Origin of the sequence: Nonomuraea sp. NPDC049714, assembly GCF_044465295.1 — a bacterium.
GTDB lineage: Bacteria > Actinomycetota > Actinomycetes > Streptosporangiales > Streptosporangiaceae > Nonomuraea.
Genome location: NZ_JBITLM010000001.1, coordinates 88839 through 110555, shown reverse-complemented (window position 1 = coordinate 110555; position 21717 = coordinate 88839). Strand labels below are relative to the sequence as shown.

The following is a 21717-nucleotide window of genomic DNA, read 5'->3' as shown; positions in this document are numbered from 1 at the left end:
GTGAGACTGAGACATTGAGACGATTACGGAAAGTGGCCGACTACTTGGGGTCGCTGTCTCGCCGTGAGCGCCAGAACCCCCGGCTTACCTGGCGGACACGGCCCTCTCGTTCGAGGTGACCCAACCGCCGGTACAGCGTGGGACGGCTCATGCCGGTTGCGGTGATCAGATCTCCCACCGACGCCCCCGCGTCCGGGGCGGTGTCGAGGGCCGCGATGAGGGCCATGTCCGCTTCCTGAGGGGCGCTGGAACGGGCGTGCCGCGGCGATGGCCTTGTCGCACTCTGGGAGGTTTTCAGCGCCTCGTGCGCCTCCAGGGCAGCGGCAGAGATCGCGTCCAGTAGGGGACGGTTGGGTGCGTGGCGCTCGGCAGTGCGCTGTACGCCCTCATCGTCCAGCAGGTAGGTCCGTGCGCGTCGGGGCACGTCGTGTTCCGGTGCGCTGATCAGGAACTTGCCGGGGGCGTCGAGGCGGTGGGCGTGCCATCCGGCTTTGAGCATGCCTTGTCCGAGGATGAGGTCCACGTCGCGTTGTTCGCGTACGCGGAAGGACAGCCGGATGTCCATCTGCGAGCGCACGGCCCCCTTGCCCATGGCGCGCTGTGAGGGGCGTTGCGTGGCCGCTACCAGGGTCACGGCAGGAGCACGCCCCCGCCGCGCGATGGAGTCGGTGTAGCGCTCTGCCCCGTGTGCTTCCTCGATCAGTTCGGCGTACTCGTCGATCAGGATGATCAGGGCGGGTGCGTCGGGGTGAGGTTCCCAGACGCGCAAGCCCTGTTGGGTGAGGTGATCGGCGCGGCCGTCGAGGATGGCGACGGCATCGGCCAGCAGCGCGTCTGCCGCCTGTGGTGTGGTGGCGAGCCGATCGAGGCAGGATACCCAGGGCATGAGTTCCATGCCGCGTTTGAGGTCGATGCCCCAGATGATCGCGTCGGGGCAGGCGGTGAGGTCGCCCAGAAGGACGTTCACGCCACCTGACTTGCCCGCTCCCGCGATGCCGCCGAACAGCCCATGCCGCCGCTTCAGCGACACGCGCACGGGGCTCCCGTCCTCGAACACGCCCAGCTTGACGGGTTGGGTTACCGACGTGATGGATGGACCGGGCCAGGGGATCGCGTCGGCGTGCGGGTCCTTTTCGACTACCCGCATGTCGGCGCGGTTGGCCAGTTCGGGAACGGGTTGGATGCGGATCGCGCCGCGCCGGGTGTGCAGGGCGGATTCAAGCGCCGGCATTTGCTTGATCGCGTCTTCCACGGTCTGGCCGCGTCCGAGCTTGAGGCGGACGCGGTAGCCCCAGAGGTCGACCATGGCCGATTGGATGCGGGATCCGGCCAGGCCGACGGCTTGAGCGATGTCCGGCCAGGCGGCCAGCGTGCGCTCTACCCGCACGCGGGCTCGCCTACGCCGGTGCGCCCACCACGGCACGGCCAGCACGAACGAGCCGATGCCCAGCACGGCGGGCAGGGGTGCCGTGAAGGGCCCGAAGTGGGCGGCCAGCGTGAGCCACGTTCCCGCGAACGCTGTGGTGAAGGCGGCATAGCCGCGCTCGATCGGACGAGGCAGGTTGACCCATCGGCCCCCGATGGCCAGTGCGCTGGCCATCCCGATCGTGCTGATCAGGACGGTAGGCCACCATTCAGGAAACCAATGGCGAAGGATCATGCCGTTGAGCAGGACAGATCCGGCGACGATGAGCGGGGCGAGTTCGGACCGGTAACGCCAGATCAGACGTGCGATGCTGACGATGACCAGGGGCGCGACCTCCAGGTCATTGACCGTGGCGACGGGTTGGATGCCGTAGCGGCGCATCCGGCGTGCATTGCGGCGCATCTCGTAACGCGATGTCCGGTGCCTGCTCATCGGCCCTCACCCGCTGGCCGATCGGTAATGGTTTGGGCGTGCAGCTCGTCGCGCACGTAGTACAGGGGGTCATCATCCCCGTCGTGGTCGGCGGCCAGGGTGGCGCGCATGGCCGCTAGGGCGTTGGCGCGTTGGTAGCGGACGCTGGCCAGTTCGGCGCGTAGGCCGCTGATCTCGTCGATAAGAGCTTCGATGTCGTCGAGGGCGGCGATCACGTGCGCCCAGACGGGGAGCAGGGGCAGGGGGTCTCGGGTGAGTGCCGCCAGGAGCTGAGCGGCGGTGTAGTTGCGGTTCGCAACCTCCTGGAGATCGGTATGCGGGTAGGGGTGACGGTTGGGCACTAGGCATCCCTCCTTACAGGTCGGGGGTCATTGGCCGGTGATCCACTTCGCGATGCCGTGAATCACGGTGCGGATGCCGGGCGCGAGCGTGGTCGCGGCCAGCAGGAAGCCGAATATGAGCGCGATGATCGCGTGCCACAGGCGCAAGCCGAGGTAGCGCCAGGAGATGAACACGATCACGCCCACAATCACGACCAGTGGGACAGTCACTTCCACGAGGTTCCTCACCTCCTCTCACGGGAGGGCATGGGGAGTCGGCGGTGCGTTCCAGGGGCGGCGCGGTCGCCCCGGATGCCGCCGGGTAGCAAACGGTCAGATGCCGTCGTGGTGCGCCTTGCGCCGATGCCAGCGGGCACGTGCGCGGCACTTGGTGCACCGCCTCTGACCAGGGTGTACGGCGGCACCGCAGATACAGCCGCGCGCCAGCGGAAGCGTGATCGGCAGGGTTCGCATCAGATTCTCACCTCCGCTCTGGTCACTCGGTGGGAGCGGTGCGCGTAGGTGCCCAGAACACGGCGGCTCATCGCCCCCGTGGGAGAGGCGGCCCTGTCAGGGAGGTGGCCCTTGTCCTCACGCTTGATCGCGACGACCAGTACGGCGAAGAACAAGAGGACGGAGATCATCAGCAGCGTTCCCGCAAACATGACGAGCAGGGCGATGTCCATGGGTCACAGCTCCATGCCCTGATCGAGAATGATGGCGTTCTCGTAGGACCTGCGCGCGTGGGAGCGGGCGTGCGCCTCCTCGGTGACGACCGTCAACTCATAGCTGACGGTGCCGAACTCCTTGGTCGCGACGTGGTGACCGTCCTCCACCGTGACCGGGGTGTTCAGCAGAGCGGCAACGCGCTCAACCTCCGCGATCGCTTCAGACTCGGTGGCCGCGTCGGTGTCGTACAACGGGTGAACCGACATCCTGACGCAGCCCAAGCGCGGAACGGGTACCTGCGGGTGCGCCGCCAGGTAGTCAGCGAGGCTGCGCAGGTCCGCGATCACCCGGGTTCGGCGATCAGTCTCGTGTTGGGTGGTCATAGGGATCAGCTCCTCTCACAGGGGCCGCGCTGACCGGTCCTACGGTCAACGTAGTACGTTGAACGTTTGCAACGTTACGGCCAACGTAGTACGTTGTGCAAGAGTGCTTATCAATAAAGCATCGGAAAGCCCGGGGCACCGCGTAGCCCCAGCTAGGAGCCTCAATGGTGGAGATCAAGGCCCCTGTCTCACGATGGAAGCAGGTAGCCGACTACCTCAAGGAACGCATTCTCGACGGCACCTTCCCTGCTGGACAGCCGCTCCCCTCCGAGCAACAGCTAGCCGAGGAATTCGGCCTCTCCCGCCCGACCATCCGCAACGCCATCAACGAACTGAAGAGCGCCGGCCTGGTCGAGGTGCAGCGCCCTCGCGGCACGTTCGTCAAATCGCCCACAGCGCGTCCGGCCCGTGCTGAGCAGCGGAGCTTGATCCGTACTCCGGAGGGCTCCTATGAGGATGCCGATGGGGCAGGCTGGCAGGACGTCGAGCCACCGTCTCACGTGCGTATCAACGCGATGCAGGGCCAAGCAGAACTCCTCGGCATTCCGCCCGGTGAGCCCATGCTGGTCCGTCTGACAGTCCAGAACGCTGAGGGCGTCATGCGGACCCACCGTCTGATCGTTCCGTTCAGCGTGGCGCAGGACACCCCATGGGCAGACGATCCGTCTCTGCCGTCGCCCTCCGAGGTGTACGCACACTTCGACGCGCACGGACGTCTGGTATGGCAGGAGCACGTCCGGGCGCGAATGCCGCTGCCCGACGAGGCGGACACGCTCAAGTCGGTGGCGGGAGTGCCGGTTCTCCACATCACACGGGTCGCCGCCCTGGACAAGCGCCCGGTCGCGCTGGAAGAGATCGTTGTGCGGGGTGACGCGCTGGAAGCGGTCTACAGCATCCCTGTCACCCGACTCAAGGGACGCTAGGCATTACACACCGTTGAGATGGTCATAGCGGAAGTGCGCTGCACAACGGCGCCCTACACATCGGGGCTGATGTGGTAAGCCTGCCAGTTGTCGCAGGGTGGGGAGCAGGGGCACAACCCACCAAAGCGTTGCAGCGGCAAGGATCATGAGTGCCGCCCCCGCGCCGCCCGCGACCTTCCCCCACTCGCGTTCGGACCGCTCCTGCGCTTGGCGGCGTGCCCGGCATCCTCTGCACATCTGCGCGGGATCGCGCCTGGTGAGCCTGGCTCTGGCTTCCAGCGTCGGCAGGAGGCTCAACGCGGTGCCCGTGACCCACAACATGGCGACTATGCGGACGGCGTCGCCGATCATGACGCTGCCCTTCCCACATGGTGGTGTCCGGCGGCGAGATCCATCCAGGCTCTAACTGCGCGCCCGTAGCCTCCTCTCGCCGTCTCCTCGTAGCCCCCGCTCTCGGCGCGGCGTCGAACGAAGAATTCACCGCCCTCGTAGGAGAGGATGAACTCCTCACAGCAGGACGATTCGAGCACGCGAGGGAGCGCGCGGCCCGGTGGGATGTACGGAACCCACTGGTACATGTGAGATCACTTCCAGGGGGCGCGGCGGTGGGACCTGGGGTGTTGGGGGCCGCGCCACCGCCGCGCCTGCTTATGACGTCGTGGTCCCTGTCACTTCGCGCTGACGGCCGCCCTCTGGGGTCGCGTGGGCCTGGCCTTCGAGCGCGGATGTGTTGGGGTTGGATCCCTGGCCCGCCGCCTGCAGCACCCACAGCCGGCGGGCCAGGGTAGCTCTAGGCGGATCGCGCGTTATGCAACAGGGCCGACTGCCAGGCCAGCGTCGAGGCGAGCGCAATGGCGTCCGACTCCCGCACGGTCTTAATGACCCCGGCCGCCGCTATCTCGAACGTGAACGTTTGACGCAGCTCAGCCGTCCACCACATCAGGCCGGACGGGTCCTCCGCACGGTCGATCTCCCACGCGGGATAGGTGTTGCGCAGCACCGAGAGCTGGCGGGCCGGCCAGTCCTGCAAGACTGCTGCCCCTGCCACGACCTCGCGTAGGTTCTGTTCGGCGGCTCGAAGGATCGCGTTCAACCCGGCGTCGGTCATTCCCACGCTCGGCGTGCTGGGGTTGATCATGCCGCGCATTCGTCTCGCCTCTCGTCGATGGCCAGTTGCTCCAACGCGTGAGCGATCAGCGCGGCCGTCTCGGGCGATACGCGTCCAAGCTCCACGAACCCCGCGCCGAACTCGTTCACGTCGGCGCGCAGGTAGGGCATAGTCTCGGCGCGTCCGAGGCTGGCCAAGCCGTCCTTGAGGCTGGTCGCCGCCTGCTGCGCCCGCGCCCACGCGCGTACGTAGCTCATCCCTTCCTCAAGCAGGTGAGCCGGGTCCCCCTCCGCCCAGCGCAAGTCCGATTGCTCACTCATGAGAACCGCCCCTTTCCGCCAGTACGTGGGAGCCGGGGAAGGGAAGGATTCTCGGGTCGGTCGACCTCGCACCACACGGCCTTGCCGTCCTTGAGGATGCGCACGCCACACCTGTCGGCGATGCTGTGCATCAGCGGCACGCCGTACCCGAACTCGGAGAGTTCCGCAGGGACTCGCCAGACCGGGAGTCTGTGCGGATCAGGGTCTCGAACCTCGATCCGCAGCGTCCGCGCCGTGTACATCAGCAAGAGGCGCACCGGTAGATCCGAGTCGCCCCAAGCAGCGGCGTGCTGGACGGCATTCTTGACCAGCTCAGTGGCCAGCAATCGCGCGGATTCGACCAAGTCGGGCAACCGCCATACGGTCAGCACCTCGCGAATGCACTGCCGTGCGGCATAGCTTGCCTCTGGGGCAAGCGGGAGCAGGAAGACGCGAGATTTCAGATCGTCCGGCACTGTCGAGTGCTCTGAGTCGGTGACGACCTCGAACGCGGGTCTCATGCGATCTTGCCCCCCTTCCCTTCGCCTACGGTCAAAGTGCGCTTTGACCGTAGGGCGGGAGAGGGGCGTCAACCCGCGCTGAGAGCGCGGGTTCGCTCTCAGCGCGGGCTACCCCAGCAGGCCGACTCGTCGGGCGATGGCTTGCACCTGGGGTTGGAAGGTCGGGCGAGCGCGCTTGAGCAGCGATCGCACCAGGTCGCGAGCGAGGGTGTTGTAGCGCATGTCCTCTGGGCCGCTGGCTTCGGCGTTCATCAGATGCAAGATGACCGCCGCGTCCTCCTGTCGCTGGTCGTAGCAGCGCGCGACTTCCAAAGCGAAGGTCATGCGGCGCTCCAGGGACGGGCACTGGTTGACGTCGAGGCGATCAGCGACGTACAGCGCCTCTGCGACTTCTCCCGCCTGCATCTCCACGCTGACCGTGTGCAGGCCGACGTTCAAAGGGCCGAACACCGTCCAAAAGACGTTGCCCTCTCCCGCCTCGCGCGCTGCGTCGGTGGCGGGTCCCTGCACACGCTCGCGCGCGGTCCAGTGGTCATGTCGCCGGCCTGACGCGATAGCCGCGACCAGCCATAGCGCACCCTCTAGCGCTGCCTGATCAGGAGTGCGGGTGGGAAGTTCTCGCCGGAGATCTTCAATGGATCGGAGGGCCACGTCTTCCGCGCCCTCCGCTTCTCCCTGGGAGAGGAGGATCTGACCAAGGTTCCATTTCGCGGCGGCGAGCCTCAGCGGGTCGTCGGCTGACTCGGCGGTCGTCACCGCTCGGTCGGCGACCATGAGGGACAGGTCCATGCGCCCCACGCGCTTGGTGAAGGTCCGCAAGAGGAAGTACAGGTCAGTGGCGATCTGGTACGCCTCGCGGCGTGCCTGCGCATCCGAGGACACGCGGAGGGCGCGTACGGCGCCCTGAACCTCTCGCGTGAGGTCAGGTACGAGCTTGCTGACCTCGGTAAACCGGTTCGTCGATCCTTGCCACAGCCCCCATGCGGTGTCCACCTGCCCTCTCAGCGTGGCAAGGTCGGGCGCCTCTTCGGGCGCGCTCTCGTGGGCTGTCAGGACGCGTTGCAGGGTGGCAGCCACCGGATGAAGGACACTGTCGTCCTCGAAGGAGGGCTCTCCGATCAGGACGGCGATCGGAACATCGAGCACCCGCGCGAGTTGGTGCAGCTTGTCGATGGTGGGGGTGCGCAACCCTCGTTCGATCTGGCTCAGGTAGTTCTCGCTGATGCCCGCCAGGCCGGCCACGACGGCTTGCGACTTGTTGGACGCCGTTCAGTAGAACTTGATCCGTTCACCAATGGGGATCTCCGGCGAACCCATAGCATTGGCCTCCCGTACGTCCGGTCACCAGCGCGCCGTGAATCATCGTTCTCCACGGTAGGCCGGAAAGCCCGTCTACGTGAGACTCTTGGAGCGCATCGTCTAACTCAGTCGGAAGGGCGGGTCCTGTGGCCATGAACCGGCTCGTTCTCTGGGACATCGATCACACCTTGATCGAAACGGGTGGGGTGGGGCGGGAAGTCTTCGCAGACGCCTTCGCCCAGGTGACTGGGACTCCCATGAAGGACATGGCTGAGGTCAGCGGGCGGACCGAACTCGTGATCTTCGCCGACACGCTCGACCTGCACGAAATCCCGCGCTCTGACGAATACTTCGCGCGCTTCATCGACCTCCAAGCGCGAAGGTATGAAGAGCGGGCACACGAACTCCGTCTACGCGGCCGTGTCCTACCAGGAGCGCTCAACGCGCTTCAAGCGCTGGAACGTGTACCAGGCATGTCTCAATCCGTGCTGACCGGAAACACGAGAGCATCAGCCCAGGCCAAGCTCAAGGCTTTCGGCTTGGATCGATACCTAGACCTGGAAATTGGCGCATACGGTGAGGACGATCCCGTTCGCGCTCACCTCGTTGCGATTGCCCGTGACCGCGCCTACTACAAGAACAGGCTGACCTATACGCCGGCAACCACTGTGGTCATCGGGGACACACCTCAGGACGTGATCGCGGGCAGAGATGGCGGGGCGCACGTGATTGGAATCGCCTCGGGCAAGAGCAGCGCCACCGACCTCAAGGCAGTGGGCGCGGACATCGTGTTCCCTGACCTCACCGACAGCGCCGCCCTTATCAGGGCGATCACTGCGTGAGTCCGCCGGTTTGCCCATCGATCCATTTGAGGTAATCGTCATCGCCGCCCACGATGGGCGTCACGACGATCTCGGCCACATCCTGAGCTTTATGCGCTCGGATGTGCTCCTCGACCGCACGAACGTGCGTGCTCACCGTCCGCAGGAGAAGTTGCCATTGCTGGGCCTCAACCCCGACACCATCATGCCGATAGACCGACACGACAGGCCCACTCACCTGAACTACCGCCGCATATCCCAAGCCTACGAGCTGGTGAGCAAGTCGATACGCGTCCTCACGGCTCTCCGCAGTCGTCACGACTTGTACGTAGTTCGCCATGGAACCTTCCTGGTGTCCCTCACTGCGACCAACGGATGAATGAACGCCTGTAGTTTCTCTCCGGTATTGCTCGTGCTCAAGCGATCGTACGTTGCAACGCCACGTCAGGAGGTCCAATTCGGTGGGATGCATCGCCAAGCGAGATTGAAGCGATCCCAGACCTCGGCTTCTCTGTCGCGACCCTTCGCGATATGGGCATCCAGGCGGAAGCCAAACCGTATTAGTCTAGCAACTAGTATCTTCCCCGTCGCGATCGAACCAACCCCCGAGCCATCCGACCGTGAAGGCCCTACCTGGGAGGAATCTTTACGACGCTGGCCAAACGCAATTAGGTCGAAAGATGTGCACAATGTGAAGATTTGAGTTATGACGAGAGGGCGAAAGCTACACGCTCGGTAGCCTCTTCCACGTAGCGTACTGGCGGCATTTTAATAGCGCTCGTCACCCAAAGTTCGCCCCTATCGCGAGAATCCTTTAAAATTGAGATGGCCTCGTCCCACCGTTCGAGTAATATTAACTGCATGAAGGCGAACGACGGCTTGAGTGCTGAAGTGTCCCACTTTTCAACGTCCTTTCTTATTGCCGCAAGCCCGCTCAGCTTCTTCTGAGCTAGCCACGCAATTGAGCGAAGTGTGAAGCGTACATCTAATGTATTTTCAATATTCTTTATGAAGTCTGCCATCGTTCTGACTGCAGACAGTATTCATTTTCCATTAGATCATCGAGATAGAGATAGACATGTCCCGTGGCCGCCATGGTGGCAGAACTATCGAGAGAGAGCCAACTTTTGGTGGCCGCCAACGATCCCAAGGTTGTGATATTCGATATCGCATCTCCTATATAGTCGCTGGTTAGCGTCAGTGGGGCGCCTATCGGAGGGCTATTTTTGACCTTTCGCGAATATGTCGCATTTACCTTTCCTTGTGTATGAATAAAGGCATTGCGTCTTTGGAATATTTCTACTATCGAATCCCAGTCTATGCAGAGTTCACGGAAGCGAATCCCATACTTCTCGTACAGGGCTGCCCAATCGTCGATGCCCCCACGTAGGGCTATATCGACTTTGCGCTCAATCAGAGAATTAATTACTTCCTCGATTGAGCCATAACTCAACAGTTCGGAAAGGCTGAACTCCTTATCCGCGCCAAGGCTCTCCGGCGGCTGATGGCGTAGACGCGCTCGATACGATTCAGCAAGCAGTGACTCGATTGCACTTACGGATGCAATAAGAACGGATCTAAGAATAAGATCCCGCGGCCGTGGACGCTTCGTGATCTGCAGGATGGCAAGATTCAGGCGAGCCGATACTGCAGCAAATCCGACATCGCCCTGATCTCGAAGGATAAGGGCCAAGTCGCCGCGGCCTTTTTCGCGAACGGCGAACTCAGCTTGCTTGCGTTCAGCAGGATTTGTGATGTCGAGCGCAGCTGACATGCTTGCATCATATTGCTCTCCCCAGCTCTTAAGCTGATCTTGGTTATCATCTGTCGATATAGAATCCATGACTTGCTTTAGTCGCCGCTGCGAATCTCGCACTTCGTCGATGGCGATTGCCTCAGACAGCGCCATCTCATGCAACGTCATCATCGTTTCCATAAATTCGAAAGCATGGCTAGCCATATCGGCATTTTTTGTGGCGCCTTTAATGTTGGCCATCAGAATTCTCTTTCCAAAAAGTGTGCCTGGTATGAGATGGGTTAGTGCTCGCCATCCTTACGGAATGATAAGTCATCAGGTGAACCCTTGCTAGGGGAGTTGGTGAGCAGAAACAGCTCCTGTCCTCCTCACTCCGAAGCGTCGAGGTGTCCCCTTGCCGCGTCAAGGTCAAGCCGGGGAGCCGGTCTTCCTGACTGGTCAGGGGAGGGGCGGCCTATGCCGCATTCACGACGCCGGAAGCTCAGGTGCTCAACCAGACATCAGCGGCCCGCAACTCCGGTTCAGTGGCTACTGTTAACGGTGGCGGTGGCGGTGGCGGTGACGGTGACGGTGACGGTGACGGTGACGGTGGCGGTTATGGGAGGCTTGGAGACGGAGAGGGTGCATCTTCCTTGGGCGAGTAAGGAAGAAAGAAACCCCACGCGATCGCGTACGTCCTATCTAGAATCGATCTTGCGTGCCTTCCATAGCAGGTCGCTGCTCTCTGCGGCGGGTCATCGCGATGGTATCGTTCGGAGACTCTGGCCATTGGGCGTAGGGCGTGCAAGGCCGCCCAGGCACGGTGCCCATCCAGCGTCCCACACGTAGGCGCAGGAGGCACCCGCCTGAATGCATCCGCCAAGAGTTTCCCTACAGGGGACGCGGAGGAAACTCGTAATTATCAGGCATGATTGGCGCCGGCATTACCCCCCTGTCGATCTGGTCTGGGATCTCACCTCGCCGCAATTGCTCGACAGCTTCGATTGCGCTCTCGTAGACCTTCGTGTCTATGTCATCCGTACTGCGTATAATAGAAAATGCTTTAACTGCCTCCTCTTTATATCCTAGCTCAGCTAGCGTAGCTGCCGCATTGAAGCGGTCATATTCGTCGGCTCGTTCGCTCTCTGCGACATGTATGAGTAGAGACTTTTCGTCTGTCATCTAACTCGACTCCCTCTCGTTGTTGGAGCTTATCCTTCCGCTAATCATAGCCTGCTCTCTAATTATTTCGACCGCAATCCCTGGCACGAATGAGGTGTTGAAACTCTTTATCATGGAAGAAAGAATTTGATCGGCGAGCTCATTCTTGTCTAGTTTCGACAGCATGCGGGCAGCCTTAAGCCGGTAATATTGATCAAGTTCTGAATCCATTCCAAGCTCTTCTAGCACCTCGATAGCCTCATAAATTCCAAACTCGCCTAGCGCCTCGATCATAAGAGACTTGTCTAGCTGTACATCAGCGGAACGAGGAAGTTCACGCATAATGATGACCGCTTCCTCCTTGTTACCAAGGCGTCCTAGTGCCCAAGCGGCAGTGAGCCGGTACCTCGGCTCTAGAGCGTTGTCATGCGCCACACCTGACAGCCATTCAATTGCCTCGCTTCTGGGCAGCATCTTGGCCTTTGTCTCTGCCACACGTAGACGAGTTCGTCCATCAGTTTGCGTTTCACTGATATCATCTAGCGCCTTGGCTACCTCGTCCGGATGACACCACCCGATCGAGCTCAAAGCTACAAATGCGTCATCGTGCCCCGATGTCGCCTTCTGGGAAAGTATCGACAATAGCCTTTCAGTCAGCTCTGGGTCAATATCGGCGCCGTCGGCGACGCATCTAGCCGCAAGATATACGCCTTCTCTATCATTGATCCTGCCGCTCCCATTATCCGCTAGGAGAGCTTTAATGAAGGAATTTGACTTTACGCCGAAGTTTGCCAGGCAACCCATCGTCAACGGGATAACCTCCGCCCAGGCCGCCATGTGCCTATAATTCTTAAGCTCTTCCCAAAGGTCATCTGGAGATGTCGCGTACTGTTCGGCCAAAGCGCGAGCTGTGCCGTACTCCTGAAATGTTTGATGCCGGAAAAGATACCATTCCTTTCCTTTTAGAATTTGCGTTTTCCTCAATAGGCCAGCTGTTCTCCAAAATTCCAAACCATCCTTGGTTAGAGATTCGCCCTTGCGCCCGACGTCCCAGTGTTGCTGCAAATCCAATTGCAGCAACGAAACCAGCCGTTGTTCGGTAGGCGAGTCATCTGGACTTCTTCCATAGTAACCCATATGAATTCGCCTAGCCACCTGATAAATGAACCAAGTGTAGAAGGTTCTTGAATACTCTCCTGTTTGCTCCGTAGTAGTGTATCCAGATCTTCGTCGACGGGACTCCCAACTTGCAAACAGCTTCTCTATATAGTCGCGATACAGATCCTTGCGATAGTTGGGTAGCGCTTTTCGTACATCCTCTCCGGCATAGAGGGTTAGGAAGGTAAGCATCAGGGGATTCGATGCGATATCCCGGAGCTGTGGGCGTGCCTCAAGTTGATCGCTAAGCCACGCCACATTATTGCGTATCCAGTCCTCTGGATTCTCGAGTGTCGGCCCTTTCATGCTGGCAAGAACAGTGAACCACTTCTCGATAAACAATTGAGAGTCTCTGGGAAGGAGAGGGAGTATTCTATAATGAGCGAAGGGTAGGGCTGAATATCCTGACGGCCTGGAAGTCACAACAACACGAGCGTGCGATGCGTTCATGTCAATCGTGCTTCCTATAACGCGCAACTCTTCCCAAATCTTGTCTTGATCGGAATGTGCCTCGTCCAGCCCATCAAAGAGAAAACAAACATGATCTTCCTCAATAGCTCGCTCCAGGGCTTCTCTAGTCCGGGATCTACTGCCGTCGCCGTACAACAGGGCCACAGCTTGATTCAATGCCGCATCTTGAAGGGATATCGAATCTGATACTTCAGCCTCAGCCAGATTTACATAGATAGGCACATAGTCGTCATCGCCGCTGGCTAGGCGTGCCGCTAGCATTCGCATCATTGTGGATTTTCCAGAGCCCGGAACGCCGAGTATGACAACACATGGCGGGCCGTGCCGGACTATATTTTCTGGGACAATAGCCGCCCTGTGTTCATTAGGGCGTTCGTCCAAACGTGACTGCTGCCATAGCCATTCAGCGGTTTTAATGACGGCCTCACGAGGCTTGTTGTGTGACCCATCTGAGCCCAAGTGAATCTCTATGGGGCCTTCTTGCGTTCTTCCAGTTTCTGGCAGGGCCTCCAATTTGACATAGACTGAGCTCAGGCGAATCCTGCCGAGCTCTAGATTATCTGACTCGACCGGGATGCCTGCCAAGGTTAGGAAACCATATCGATTAATTACCTGATCTCGGTAGTCTCGCAGAATGGCGTCGCTCGCGCCTGTTTCGCCTCGTGGGAGACGAAGTGGTTGAGCATTCTCCACTAGCCTCTTCCAGACTCGTTGATCGGGGGGCGGAGTGCCGGCCCAGCGGCTCCACACTTTTACAAGTTCCCAAACCTTAGGGAAGTCCCGATGCAGAGGAATTTGTGCTTTTTCCGGATCCTTCGCTAGCCAGTCGCTAATGCGCTGCGGGCTCAGCGTGATATTAGAAGTCTTCCTAACTTCATTGGCGGCCTCGCGGCGTGAGCCAACTTGGCCCGCACGCATACGGGCGGACTGGGCACGCGCCTCAAGCGCGCGCAGCTGGTCATAGAGCGCACGAGCGGCCTCTGCCACTGTGATTCACCCCCCCTACGGCCGGGGATCGCTTACGCCTCTGTCCGCTCCGGACGCGTCCGGACATGCACGTGACCTGGAACTGGAGACTCAGTATGACCGCAGTGCCCGGAATCCGTCGACGGGATGTCCCGGGGCGCGCAAGCTCTCCCTCAAGGTTCCGTCATCGGGGCGGGACCCTCCATGAGGGGGCATCATGAACAACAACGACAACACCGACACCAGCAAGAAGAGCATGATCCGCCGTCTTTACGAGGCGGCGATGGTCAGCGCCGCGCGTGCCATCGCGGGAGCCGTGGGGTCCGCAATCGTCGCGGGCATCATCTGGTGGTTCCAGAACCGCTGAATTCCTGAGGTCATACTGGGCGGCACTCAAGCCGCCCGGTCAGCCGCCCGGTCGTGGTCTAGCCGGGAGCCAAACAGGGGAGCCAATGCCCTCCGACCAGGGGGGCGGCCATCGACGGCCAGAGGCGCCGGTGCAGGTAAAAGGCTCCCCGTCCGACCCCCACAGACTTGGTCAGACCCTCTTCCCCTGCCGTCGCGTCAAGGTCAACTCCGGTCCGCCTCGAGCGGGGATCTGTCGCCTTATCTGGCTATCGTGTTCGGAACCGCGTCAGAAGCCGAGTGGGGGACGAATGCCGAAGACGTATGAGCTGGGCGAGGTCGTCGCCGAGCGCCAGGTGGAGGCCGTCGCCGAGGACGGCACCCGCGCACCGGTGGTGCTGAGGATCGGCAAGCCGCTGCCCGACCCCCTGCCGGGCGGGGACTGGTTCTGCCCCCACCAGATCCTGGGCCTGGGCGACGAGGCCGTGCTGGCGTTCTTCGGCATCGACTCCCTGCAGGCCTTCCTGCTGTCGGTGTACGGCATGCGGCTGAGCCTGCAGGAGCGCGCCGAGGCGGCCGCCGTCACGCTGGACTGGCTGGGGCAGCCCGACCTGGGCCTGAAGGTCGACCCGGAGGTGCACAAGCTCTTCGGCGCCTGACCGTCCTACCGGGGCAGGATGCTGATGCCGAGCATGCGTGCCCCGGTCTCGGTGCGCGGGCGGTGCGCGCTGCCCGGCGCGAACACCACATAGCTGCCCGGCCCGAGCCGCCGCCCCCTGTCGAGGAACTCTCCCGACACGACGTAATAACGCTCCTCTCCTTCGTGTACGTCCACTTCGGGCCATTCGGCGCCGGGCGCGAAGTCGTACATCCAGCCGCGGGCCCATGCGGTGGCCGGCAGCCGCCGCCGGACGATCCCGGGGGCCACCTCGACCGCTTCGACCTCGTCCACCTGGGTGACCTGGATGTCATCGGGTTCGTGTGTCATGCCCTCATCGTGGCCGGTGGGCGGCACCCGGCCCAGCGTCTGGATTGACGCGTGCAGGTACATTCCTGCCATGATGAGCCCGCACCGGGTGGTCGCCCTCGTCCTGCCCCCGCAGTCGACCTTCGAGCTGGCGTGCGCCGCCGAGGTCTTCGGAGTGTCCCGGCCCGGCCTGCCCACCCGCTACGACTTCAGGGTGTGCGCCGAACGTCCCGGGGCGGTGCCGACCCTGGCGGGCTACGACATGGCCGTGCCCGACGGCCTGGCGGCGCTGGAGACCGCGGGCACGGTCGTGATCCCCGGCTGGCAGCGCCCGGACGAACCCGCCGGCCCCGCCGTGATCGACGCGGTACGACGGGCCCACCGGCGCGGGGCGCGCATCGTCGCCCTCTGCTCCGGCGCCTTCCTCCTGGCCCAGACGGGACTGCTCGACGGCCGCCGGGCCACCACCCACTGGCGGATGGCCGCCGACCTGGCCGCCCGCTTCCCCGAGGTGCTGGTCGAGGCCGACACGCTCTATGCCGACCTGGGCGACGTGGCCACCAGCGCGGGCACCGCCGCGGGCATCGACCTCTGCCTGCACCTCGTCCGTGCCGACCACGGCGCCGCCTACGCCGCGCAGGTCGCCCGGCACATGGTCATGCCCCCGCACCGCGAAGGCGGGCAGCTGCAGTACGCGGTGACTCCCGGCCGGGCACCCGACTCCCTGGCCCCCGCTGCTCGACTGGGCCGCCGAACGGCTGCACGAACCGCTCACCGTCGACGACCTCGCCGCACGGGCCGGGGTCTCGCCGCGCACGCTCGCCCGCAGATTCGCCGGCCGGCTCGGTGTCAGCCCGGGCCGCTGGCTGCTGGGCCAGCGGGTCTCGGCGGCGCGGGCACTGCTGGAGGAGACCGATCTGCCGGTCGAGACGATCGCCGCACGGGTCGGGCTGTCGTCCGCCACCAACCTGCGCAGGCGCTTTCACAGCATCGTTCGGACGACCCCCGCCGCTTACCGGCGCTCCTTCGGCTCACACCACGAAGGGGAAGGTGCGGTCCAGGCCGGAGATGTGCAGCAGCCTTGACACGCACGGGCGCGGCTGCGTCAGGGCGAGGATGATGCCGCGCTGCCGGGCGCACTGCTGGAGGTCGATGAGGAGGCTGAGCCCGCAGGCGTCGCAGAAGGTCACGCCGGACAGGTCGAGGACGAGCATGCGGGAGCTGGAGCGCAGGACGTGGAGCAACTCCTCGTGCAGCGCCGGGCAGGTGACGAGATCCAGCTCGCCGGACAACTGGACGATGGTCGGCTCGGCGGGGCCTGCCCCGCCGAGCGGGGCTGTGTCGGTGACGGTCATCAGCTTCTCCTCTCGGACAAGCGCGAAAGTGGGGCGGTCACCGGATGGCCGGCGGGCCCAGCGTCTAAGGAGATGTGAGCGGTCTGTCGCCACAGGTGACACCGGCGTGCATGCCGGTGCGCGAGAAATGCTCGATACCGCAACCCTACGCTCCAGTTGCCGGAAAAGCACTGGTGTGCATGCTCTGACCTGGGCCGCCACGGGGAAAGAATGCGCCAACCTGTGTAGCCGTACGACTCGGCTCAGGTGAGCTCGGTGAGGTCAGGGAGGTAAGAGGTCAGGTGAGGTCAAGGAGGTCAGGGAGGGCGGTGGCGAGGTCGGCGAGGTGCTGGGCGACCGGCCCGAGGGTGAGCAGGCCGCTGCCCGCGCCGGCCAGCTCGGCGGCGGCGGGCGCGAGCTCGTGGTGCGCGCGCCGCATCGCCTCTTGGTCGCCGACGCCGATCGCGGCTCGCGCGATCAGGCACCACAGGGCCTCGAACAGCAGGTCGCGGGGCGGTTCGGGGACCTCGCGCAGCGCAGCGCCTGCCTCGTCGCGCCGGCCCTGAGTCAGCAGCACCAGAGGACGAGCCCAGGGCTCGTACGGCCCCCAATCGGCGCCCTCGTCCACCAGACCACTCCACCCGGAGTCATCCGGGGCGGGCGGTTCCCGGTCGTTTAGGCGGTCGGTTGGGGCCGGTCCATCCCCGTCGTCGCGGCGGTCATCCGGGGCGGGCCGGGCCCGGTCGCCGGGGCGGTCATCCCGGGCGGGGCGGGCCCGGTTGTCGCGGCGGTCGGGCAGGGCGTGCCGTAGGCGTAGGCCCAGCAGTGCGAGTGGCAGTAGGCCGTGCTCCAGGCCGGGCATGCCGGCGCCGTCCAGCCGCGCGGCGGCGGCCCGGTAGGCCGCCTCGGCCTCGGACGCCGGGCCGGTCTCGGCGAGCCGCATCGCCCGGTACCACTGCGTGAACACCCTGGCCAGCGGCAGCTCGTGCCGCCCGGCCAGCCGGTCCGCTTCGGCCGCGTGCGCGTCGGCCCCCGCGAAGTCGGCGAGCGCGGCGCGTGCCTGGAGGCGGATGAGGTGGCCGAGCACCTGATAGGTGACCAGCCCGTGCCGGGCGGACAGGGCGACCAGCTCGGCGCCGATCCGGTCCCGCCGCGGGGCCAGGCCCGCCCGGTCGAAGGTCTGCATGAACACGCCGTTGAGCGCGAAGGCCAGCAGCCCGGGATCGTCCAGGCGGCGGGCGATCTCCTCGGCCTGCCGGGCGGCTTCGGGCCCGCGGGGTGAGGAGGTGCCGCGCGACTCCAGGGCGATCGTGGCCAGCAGCCGGGCACGTGCCACCTCATGGGTGCCCGTCACCCCGTGCGTGCCCGTCACCTCGTGATGGCCCGTCACCCCGTACGCGTCGGCGTCCTCGGGTGTGTCGCCCAGGGCGCGTTCGGCCGCCGCCACGACGAGCGCCGCCTGCCGGGGGTCGTCGGAGCGGGTCCAGATCGCCGGAACGTCGTAGGCGCCGATCACCCGGGCGGTCAGGTCGGCGTCGCCCAGCTCCTCCGCCGCGGCGATGGCCGCGAGACGGTGCCGGCGCGCGGCTTCCAGGCCGGTGCCGCCGGTCACCGCGAGGCTGCGCAGCATGCTCACCGTCGACTCCAGCCTGGACCTGGCGCCGGAGGTGACGGTGCGGTCGTAGACGGCGGCCGTCTGCGCCCAGATCCGGGCCGCCGCCCTGCCGGGCCCGGAGGCGAGGTCGAGGTGGTCGGCGTGCTGGAGGATGTCGTTCTCCAGCCGGCGCAGCGCCGGGCCGGGATCCACCCCCAGCTGCTCGGCCAGCAGGGTGCGCGCCCGGCGCAGCACGGCGAGCGCGTCGCCCTGCCGGCCGGTGCGATAGAGGGCGAGCGCCAGCAGCCGCCAGGCGTCCTCGCGCCAGGGATGCTCGGTCACGTGCGCGTCCAGGTCCGGCACCGCCTCGGCGTCCCGGCCGAGCGTCAGCCGGGTCTCGGCCTGGCGTTCGACGGCGTGCAGCCGCAGCTCGGCCAGCCGCGAGCGCTCCGTGCGGGCCCAGTCCTGGTCGGTGAGCCCGGCGTAGGCGGGCCCGCGCCACCATCCCAGCGCCTCGGCCAGCCGGTCGAGCCCGTCCTCGGGAGGCAGCGTCGCGGCGGCGGCCACGGCCCGTTCGAAGCGCCAGGCGTCCACCGCGTCCGGCCCGGCGCGCAGGGCGTAGCCGGGCCCGACGGTGACGAGGAGCCGGGCGGGGCTGCGGGGCGGCCGTTCGGGCTCCAGAGCGCGGCGCAGCGCGGCCACGAAGGTGCGCACCGCCCCCACCGCTCCGGGCGGCGGATCGTCCCACAGGTCCTCGACCAGGTCGGTGACCGGGACGACGCGCCGGCGGGCGATGATCAGGCGGGCCAGCACCGCGCGGTGCCGTGGCCCCTTCAGAGCGATCGCGTGACCGTCGTCGTCCCAGGCCGTCACCGGCCCCAGCACCCCGAACTCGACCCGCACTTCCGACCGTCCCTTCTCCTGGCCACGGTAGCGCGCTGACCGGATGCTCATTCACGCCCGGCAGGCTGAAGGCAACCTACGGAAGGACGACACCATGACGCCTGTCATCGCCGGCTTCGACTATCAGCGGGTCCCCGTCGCCGACGGCGTGTCACTGAACACCGCCGTCGGCGGCACGGGCAGCCCGATCGTGCTGCTCCACGGCTTCCCGCAGACACACCTGATGTGGCGGCACGTGGCCGCCGACCTGGCCACCGACCACACCGTGATCTGCCCCGACCTGCGCGGCTACGGCGCCAGCGGCAAACCGGCCGAGACCGACGGCAGCGTGTACGCCAAGCGCACCATGGCCGCCGACGTCGTCGCCCTCGCCCGCGAGCTGGGGCATGACCGGTTCGCGCTGGCCGGGCACGACCGCGGCGCCCTGGTCGCCTTCCGCGCCGGCCTGGACCACCCCGAGACGATCACCCACCTGGCCTGCCTCGACGTGCTGCCCACCCTGGACATGTGGGACGTCATGCACGGCACGACCGCCGCCGTCGGCTTCCACCTGTATCTGATGGCCCAGCCGCCGGGCCTGCCCGAGCAGCTGATAGCCGCTGGTGCGGACGCCTTCTTCGGTCACTTCCTGGACATCTGGGCCAACGACCCGGGGGCGATCCCGCCCGACGTCCGTGCCGCCTACCTCGATGCCTCCCGCGCGGCCGTGGACTCGATCGTGGCCGACTACCGCGCCTCCGCCGGGATCGACGTCGAGCACGACCAGGCCGACCGCGCCGCCGGGAACCGGCTGCGGATGCCGGTCACCGTGCTCCAGCAGGACTGGGGGAGCGCGCTCGGCTTCGACGCGGCGGCGCTGTGGCGAGCCTGGGCGCCGGACCTGCGCCACGTCCCGGTCACCTGGGGCCACTTCATGGCCGAGGAGGCGCCGGCCGACATCGCCAAGGCCCTCCGGGACCTGCTCAGCCGCTGATCGGCGCGCTCTTGGGGGTGGCGCGCATGCCGATGTACACGCAGTCGGTGCCGTCGGTCAGGGTGGAGAACACCACGGGCACGTGCTCCTCGCTGAAGGAGGAGCCGCCGCCCGTCGCGGCGAAGACCGTCTCCGACACCGGCACCAGGTCCATCTCCAGCGGTGGCGAGAAGTCCTTCATGCCGTCGACGAACGCGTAGCGGATGCGCGCGCCGTCGTCGTCCTGGGCGACCGTGACGACGACCCCCTCACGCCTGTAGTCGCCCACCAGCCGCGACATGTCCACCACGGGCGGTTCGGCCGCCGGGCCGAACGGCTCCGGCATGCGCACCCCGGCGAGCTCGTCCAGCAACTCGCGGAACAGCTCGCCGTACAGCGGCCGGGCGTCGCCGCCGTTGGTGAGCAGGGCGACGGCGACCCCGGCGTGCGGGACGACGCGCAGGTAGGAGTACTGGCCGATGGCCGCGCCGTCGTGGCCGTACCCGGAGACGCCGTTCCAGTCGTACAGGGTCCAGCCCAGGCCCCAGCCGTCGGCGCTGACGGTCCATTTGTCCGGGCTGTCGACCTCGCGGCGCCGCATCGCGGCGACCGCGTCGGCCGACAGGACGCCGCGCCCGCCGTCGAGGTGCATCTGGGCGAAGCGGGCGAGGTCGCCCGCGGAGATGATCACTCTGCCGTACGGTCCCGCCGAACGCGGCATCAGATCCCAGGCGGGCGCCGGATCGGGGTCCTGGCCCGGGTCCCCGAGGTGGCTCATGGCCACCTGGAACCGCAGCGCCTCCTCGGGCAGCGTCATCGAGTGGTCGAGCCCGAGCGGGGTGAGCAGGCGGTCCTTCAGCGCCTGGTCCCAGGTCTGCCCGGTCAGCACCTCGACGATCCGGCCCAGCACGACGTAGCCGAGGCTGCTGTAGGACAGGGCCGTTCCCGGCGGGCAGTCCAGCGCCACCTGGCCCGCGGCCTTGACGTAGGTGGCCAGGCAGTCGTCTCCCCGGCCGGAGTCGAAGGTGAAGTCGCACGTCAGGCCGCCGGTGTGGCTGAGCAGCTGCCGGACGGTGATGGCCCGGGTGGCTTCCGGATCCGGGGTGGCGAACTCGGGCAGCACGCTCACCACGGTCGCGTCGAGGTCCAGCAGCCCGGCGTCGACCAGCTGCATCACCAGCGTGGCGGTGTAGACCTTGGCGATCGAGCCGGACAGGAACAGCGAGTCGGTCGTCACCTCCACGCCGGTGCCGCGGTGCAGCACACCACTGGCCAGCTCGTGGAGGTCGCCGCCGGACAGCACGGCCAGGCAGGCTCCGGGGACATGGTGGGCGGCGCGCAGCTCGTCGAAGCGAGCCTGCCAGCGGGCGGCGTCGAAGGTCATCGGTGATCTCCTCATCGGGGTGGGTCAGCTCGTCCTTGAGTCGGCGGGCAGCTCGCCGGAGGCGCGCAGGGTCTCGCGGTAGTCCCGCCACTCGGCCGCCAGCGCGGGCATCCGCCCGGCGAGGAAGCGGGCGAAGGCGGCGGCCTCCAGCAGGCGCGCCCGGCGGGCCGCGGGGGCCTCGCCGAGCGCTTCCAGGCCGTGTCGTGCCAGCGCGCCGAGCGAGGTGTACTCCGCCTGCTTGTCCACCATGCTCAGCCAGATCGCGGGATGCAGGCTGACGCGGTCCACGCGCTCGCCGGCGGCTCGTGAGCGCTGGATCCAGGACCACTCCTCGAGCATGGCGACCGCGCCGCTGACGGCGCTGCGACTGGCCCGCAGCGCCTCGCTCAGCTCGGCGATGGTCTGCTGCGGCGGATCGCAGATCATGAGCCACCCGGCGACCCGCCCGGTCATCGGCGGCAGAGCGTTCTGCCGGGCGAAGTGACGTCCGACCTCGTCGGCGAAGGCCAACTCAACTTCATAAGCCATATGAGAGACATTAGCGAC

Annotated in this window: 23 protein-coding genes and 2 pseudogenes; 6 read left to right on the top strand and 19 right to left on the bottom strand. The window is 65.4% G+C overall.

Going from position 1 to position 21717, the window contains the following annotated elements:
* Positions 1–40 precede the first annotated feature (40 nt).
* The 5 genes from ACIBQX_RS00620 to ACIBQX_RS00600 form a co-directional block, all read right to left on the bottom strand.
* Positions 41–1828 (bottom strand): helix-turn-helix domain-containing protein, encoded by a 1788-nt coding sequence (locus ACIBQX_RS00620; RefSeq protein WP_396999225.1) that lies wholly within the window; start codon positions 1826–1828, stop codon positions 41–43.
* Positions 1829–1854: 26 nt separating this feature from the next.
* Positions 1855–2199: a hypothetical protein gene (locus ACIBQX_RS00615; RefSeq protein ID WP_396999224.1), complete on the bottom strand. Its 345-nt coding sequence runs from the start codon at positions 2197–2199 to the stop codon at positions 1855–1857.
* Between the two features lie 27 nt (positions 2200–2226).
* Positions 2227–2415, bottom strand: a complete 189-nt coding sequence (locus ACIBQX_RS00610) for a hypothetical protein (RefSeq protein WP_396999223.1) — start codon at positions 2413–2415, stop codon at positions 2227–2229.
* Positions 2416–2651: 236 nt separating this feature from the next.
* Positions 2652–2864 carry a hypothetical protein gene (locus tag ACIBQX_RS00605; RefSeq protein WP_396999222.1) on the bottom strand — a complete coding sequence of 71 codons (213 nt, stop codon included), beginning with the start codon at positions 2862–2864 and terminating at the stop codon, positions 2652–2654.
* Between the two features lie 3 nt (positions 2865–2867).
* Complete coding sequence (locus tag ACIBQX_RS00600) at positions 2868–3230, bottom strand: hypothetical protein (RefSeq protein WP_396999221.1); 363 nt, start codon at positions 3228–3230, stop codon at positions 2868–2870.
* A gap of 164 nt (positions 3231–3394) precedes the next feature.
* On the opposite strand from ACIBQX_RS00600, the gene ACIBQX_RS00595 reads away from it, so the two are divergent.
* A complete protein-coding gene (locus ACIBQX_RS00595; RefSeq protein ID WP_396999220.1) occupies positions 3395–4153 on the top strand; it encodes a GntR family transcriptional regulator in 759 nt (252 codons plus the stop codon).
* Between the two features lie 790 nt (positions 4154–4943).
* Here ACIBQX_RS00595 and ACIBQX_RS00590 read toward each other — a convergent pair.
* From ACIBQX_RS00590 to ACIBQX_RS00575, 4 genes and pseudogenes are all read right to left on the bottom strand, one after another.
* On the bottom strand, positions 4944–5300 hold the full coding sequence (locus tag ACIBQX_RS00590) for a hypothetical protein (RefSeq protein ID WP_396999219.1): 357 nt from the start codon (positions 5298–5300) through the stop codon (positions 4944–4946).
* A complete protein-coding gene (locus ACIBQX_RS00585) occupies positions 5288–5581 on the bottom strand; it encodes a hypothetical protein (protein ID WP_396999218.1) in 294 nt (97 codons plus the stop codon). The genes ACIBQX_RS00590 and ACIBQX_RS00585 overlap by 13 nt, the downstream gene beginning before the upstream one ends.
* Positions 5578–6081: an ATP-binding protein gene (locus ACIBQX_RS00580; protein ID WP_396999217.1), complete on the bottom strand. Its 504-nt coding sequence runs from the start codon at positions 6079–6081 to the stop codon at positions 5578–5580. The genes ACIBQX_RS00585 and ACIBQX_RS00580 overlap by 4 nt, the downstream gene beginning before the upstream one ends.
* Before the next feature lie 108 nt (positions 6082–6189).
* Positions 6190–7335: pseudogene (locus ACIBQX_RS00575) on the bottom strand (helix-turn-helix domain-containing protein); the annotation flags it as partial.
* 197 nt (positions 7336–7532) lie between these two features.
* Between ACIBQX_RS00575 and ACIBQX_RS00570 the strand changes: the two are divergent.
* Positions 7533–8222, top strand: a complete 690-nt coding sequence (locus ACIBQX_RS00570; protein WP_396999216.1) for an HAD family hydrolase — start codon at positions 7533–7535, stop codon at positions 8220–8222.
* On the opposite strand, the gene cutA is transcribed toward ACIBQX_RS00570, so the two are convergent.
* The 5 genes from cutA to ACIBQX_RS00545 all read right to left on the bottom strand — a co-directional run bounded on the left by cutA (position 8212) and on the right by ACIBQX_RS00545 (position 13713).
* The gene (gene cutA, locus ACIBQX_RS00565) at positions 8212–8541 is read right to left on the bottom strand and encodes a divalent-cation tolerance protein CutA (protein ID WP_396999215.1); all 330 of its coding nucleotides are present in this window, start codon (positions 8539–8541) and stop codon (positions 8212–8214) included. The genes ACIBQX_RS00570 and cutA overlap by 11 nt on opposite strands.
* A gap of 364 nt (positions 8542–8905) precedes the next feature.
* Positions 8906–9223 carry a hypothetical protein gene (locus ACIBQX_RS00560; RefSeq protein WP_396999214.1) on the bottom strand — a complete coding sequence of 106 codons (318 nt, stop codon included), beginning with the start codon at positions 9221–9223 and terminating at the stop codon, positions 8906–8908.
* Positions 9208–10197, bottom strand: a complete 990-nt coding sequence (locus ACIBQX_RS00555) for a hypothetical protein (RefSeq protein WP_396999213.1) — start codon at positions 10195–10197, stop codon at positions 9208–9210. The genes ACIBQX_RS00560 and ACIBQX_RS00555 overlap by 16 nt, the downstream gene beginning before the upstream one ends.
* Positions 10198–10827: 630 nt before the next feature.
* Positions 10828–11118, bottom strand: coding sequence for a hypothetical protein (locus tag ACIBQX_RS00550; RefSeq protein ID WP_396999212.1), 291 nt, complete (start codon positions 11116–11118; stop codon positions 10828–10830).
* Positions 11119–13713 carry an NACHT domain-containing protein gene (locus ACIBQX_RS00545; protein WP_396999211.1) on the bottom strand — a complete coding sequence of 865 codons (2595 nt, stop codon included), beginning with the start codon at positions 13711–13713 and terminating at the stop codon, positions 11119–11121.
* 196 nt (positions 13714–13909) lie between these two features.
* On the opposite strand from ACIBQX_RS00545, the gene ACIBQX_RS00540 reads away from it, so the two are divergent.
* Positions 13910–14059 carry a hypothetical protein gene (locus tag ACIBQX_RS00540; protein ID WP_396999210.1) on the top strand — a complete coding sequence of 50 codons (150 nt, stop codon included), beginning with the start codon at positions 13910–13912 and terminating at the stop codon, positions 14057–14059.
* Positions 14060–14348: 289 nt separating this feature from the next.
* Positions 14349–14696 carry a DUF6968 family protein gene (locus tag ACIBQX_RS00535; RefSeq protein ID WP_396999209.1) on the top strand — a complete coding sequence of 116 codons (348 nt, stop codon included), beginning with the start codon at positions 14349–14351 and terminating at the stop codon, positions 14694–14696.
* A gap of 5 nt (positions 14697–14701) precedes the next feature.
* Here ACIBQX_RS00535 and ACIBQX_RS00530 read toward each other — a convergent pair whose 3' ends face one another.
* The gene (locus ACIBQX_RS00530) at positions 14702–15025 is read right to left on the bottom strand and encodes a cupin domain-containing protein (protein ID WP_396999208.1); all 324 of its coding nucleotides are present in this window, start codon (positions 15023–15025) and stop codon (positions 14702–14704) included.
* Positions 15026–15098: 73 nt separating this feature from the next.
* Between ACIBQX_RS00530 and ACIBQX_RS00525 the strand changes: the two are divergent.
* Positions 15099–16089, top strand: a pseudogene (locus ACIBQX_RS00525) (helix-turn-helix domain-containing protein).
* Here the strand turns inward: ACIBQX_RS00525 and ACIBQX_RS00520 are convergent.
* Positions 16036–16359 (bottom strand): STAS domain-containing protein, encoded by a 324-nt coding sequence (locus ACIBQX_RS00520; protein WP_396999207.1) that lies wholly within the window; start codon positions 16357–16359, stop codon positions 16036–16038. The pseudogene ACIBQX_RS00525 and the gene ACIBQX_RS00520 sit on opposite strands and share 54 nt — an antisense overlap.
* 277 nt (positions 16360–16636) lie before the next feature.
* Positions 16637–18835 (bottom strand): BTAD domain-containing putative transcriptional regulator, encoded by a 2199-nt coding sequence (locus ACIBQX_RS00515; protein ID WP_396999206.1) that lies wholly within the window; start codon positions 18833–18835, stop codon positions 16637–16639.
* Between the two features lie 94 nt (positions 18836–18929).
* Here ACIBQX_RS00515 and ACIBQX_RS00510 point away from each other — a divergent pair, with 94 nt between their 5' ends.
* The gene (locus ACIBQX_RS00510; protein WP_396999205.1) at positions 18930–19808 is read left to right on the top strand and encodes an alpha/beta fold hydrolase; all 879 of its coding nucleotides are present in this window, start codon (positions 18930–18932) and stop codon (positions 19806–19808) included.
* Here the strand turns inward: ACIBQX_RS00510 and ACIBQX_RS00505 are convergent.
* Together ACIBQX_RS00505 and ACIBQX_RS00500 are read right to left on the bottom strand one after the other, a co-directional pair.
* Positions 19798–21171: a serine hydrolase domain-containing protein gene (locus tag ACIBQX_RS00505; RefSeq protein WP_396999204.1), complete on the bottom strand. Its 1374-nt coding sequence runs from the start codon at positions 21169–21171 to the stop codon at positions 19798–19800. The genes ACIBQX_RS00510 and ACIBQX_RS00505 overlap by 11 nt on opposite strands.
* A 24-nt stretch (positions 21172–21195) precedes the next feature.
* Entirely contained in the window at positions 21196–21699 is a 504-nt protein-coding gene (locus tag ACIBQX_RS00500) for a GbsR/MarR family transcriptional regulator (protein WP_396999203.1), read from the bottom strand.
* Positions 21700–21717 lie beyond the last annotated feature (18 nt).

Bases quoted from the DNA above. Each gene is read 5' to 3' on its own strand.
- ACIBQX_RS00535 (WP_396999209.1), top strand. From the start codon at position 14,349: ATGCCGAAGACGTATGAGCTGGGCGAGGTCGTCGCCGAGCGCCAGGTG.
- ACIBQX_RS00600 (WP_396999221.1), bottom strand. From the start codon at position 3,230: ATGACCACCCAACACGAGACTGATCGCCGAACCCGGGTGATCGCGGAC.
- ACIBQX_RS00560 (WP_396999214.1), bottom strand. From the start codon at position 9,223: ATGGCAGACTTCATAAAGAATATTGAAAATACATTAGATGTACGCTTC.
- ACIBQX_RS00580 (WP_396999217.1), bottom strand. From the start codon at position 6,081: ATGAGACCCGCGTTCGAGGTCGTCACCGACTCAGAGCACTCGACAGTG.
- ACIBQX_RS00570 (WP_396999216.1), top strand. From the start codon at position 7,533: ATGAACCGGCTCGTTCTCTGGGACATCGATCACACCTTGATCGAAACG.
- ACIBQX_RS00585 (WP_396999218.1), bottom strand. From the start codon at position 5,581: ATGAGTGAGCAATCGGACTTGCGCTGGGCGGAGGGGGACCCGGCTCAC.
- ACIBQX_RS00605 (WP_396999222.1), bottom strand. From the start codon at position 2,864: ATGGACATCGCCCTGCTCGTCATGTTTGCGGGAACGCTGCTGATGATC.
- ACIBQX_RS00595 (WP_396999220.1), top strand. From the start codon at position 3,395: ATGGTGGAGATCAAGGCCCCTGTCTCACGATGGAAGCAGGTAGCCGAC.
- ACIBQX_RS00620 (WP_396999225.1), bottom strand. From the start codon at position 1,828: ATGCGCCGCAATGCACGCCGGATGCGCCGCTACGGCATCCAACCCGTC.
- ACIBQX_RS00500 (WP_396999203.1), bottom strand. From the start codon at position 21,699: ATGGCTTATGAAGTTGAGTTGGCCTTCGCCGACGAGGTCGGACGTCAC.
- ACIBQX_RS00505 (WP_396999204.1), bottom strand. From the start codon at position 21,171: ATGACCTTCGACGCCGCCCGCTGGCAGGCTCGCTTCGACGAGCTGCGC.
- ACIBQX_RS00520 (WP_396999207.1), bottom strand. From the start codon at position 16,359: ATGACCGTCACCGACACAGCCCCGCTCGGCGGGGCAGGCCCCGCCGAG.
- cutA (WP_396999215.1), bottom strand. From the start codon at position 8,541: ATGGCGAACTACGTACAAGTCGTGACGACTGCGGAGAGCCGTGAGGAC.
- ACIBQX_RS00540 (WP_396999210.1), top strand. From the start codon at position 13,910: ATGAACAACAACGACAACACCGACACCAGCAAGAAGAGCATGATCCGC.
- ACIBQX_RS00530 (WP_396999208.1), bottom strand. From the start codon at position 15,025: ATGACACACGAACCCGATGACATCCAGGTCACCCAGGTGGACGAGGTC.
- ACIBQX_RS00555 (WP_396999213.1), bottom strand. From the start codon at position 10,197: ATGGCCAACATTAAAGGCGCCACAAAAAATGCCGATATGGCTAGCCAT.
- ACIBQX_RS00550 (WP_396999212.1), bottom strand. From the start codon at position 11,118: ATGACAGACGAAAAGTCTCTACTCATACATGTCGCAGAGAGCGAACGA.
- ACIBQX_RS00510 (WP_396999205.1), top strand. From the start codon at position 18,930: ATGACGCCTGTCATCGCCGGCTTCGACTATCAGCGGGTCCCCGTCGCC.
- ACIBQX_RS00590 (WP_396999219.1), bottom strand. From the start codon at position 5,300: ATGCGCGGCATGATCAACCCCAGCACGCCGAGCGTGGGAATGACCGAC.